This window comes from Neisseria sp. HMSC03D10, from assembly GCF_001807625.1.
GTDB lineage: Bacteria > Pseudomonadota > Gammaproteobacteria > Burkholderiales > Neisseriaceae > Neisseria > Neisseria mucosa.
Map to the genome: position 1 here is coordinate 1 of NZ_KV789561.1, position 908 is coordinate 908.

General features: G+C 47.2%; 1 protein-coding gene. It reads left to right on the forward strand.

The window, feature by feature from the left end:
• A partial coding sequence (locus HMPREF3066_RS13595) for a type VI immunity family protein (protein WP_321178925.1) occupies positions 1-908 on the forward strand: 908 nt, incomplete at both ends.

Here is a 908-nt window from a genome sequence, read left to right on the forward strand (position 1 = left end):
TATGAATCCCTGCAACGGGAAGCCGATGAAATCCTGATGTATGACGAAGATTACAATATCAATGCCCGTCTGGGACTGACCATATTGATCTACTATACGGGCGGCGGTTCGGTAGCGGGACAACGCAAGACGCTGGAAGTTTTCGAACGCTTTTATTCGCAGTACCACGGATATTTGAAAACACACTTTTGGGACGGGATGCGCCGTTTTGCCCGTATCAATCCGAACGCATTTCAAAAAAAAATCGATAAAATGATTCAAAATGCCGAACAGGGGGAAAGCTTGCATGGCGTGCTGAACTCCGGTCCTTCCAACAGGGCGGCGGAATATGAAATCAAAACCCTATCCGCTCACCCCTTAGGCGGAGTTAATGACCTGTCCTATCTCAGGATCACCTTTCCGCTGTCTTTTTTGTCCTCCTCGGAAAAACGTCGCGAGTATGAAAGCTGGATAGAATATCTGTGCAAGCACTTTGATATTTTCCACGGTTATGCCGGACTGAGCATCGTCCTGCCCTACGCCTACCACAAATATCAGTTTTACGAATATTCCGTGACCAAACGCTATTGGGGGGTAACACCCGATTCAGGAGGACATCACGACTCTCTCTGGTACGAAGGCATTAAGTCCGTCAGTTGGTATACCCTTGTCGGCAAAGCGTTCCAAGATAAACTGAACAGCACGGAAATCCAAAACGTTTTGAACCATTATCGTGATATTACACTGAAGACCTATAACGGCACCATGGTATTCAAAGCAGGGAAGTTTCCCGACTTGGGAGATAAAACCAAACCGTTGCCTATTAATTACCTGGTAGTGAACAACCTGATGCGGCCGATACTGACGCAAAAGCTGAATGATTCGCTGCATACTGCTTTCGGCAACGGCAAAAACCGCTACTCGGCTTC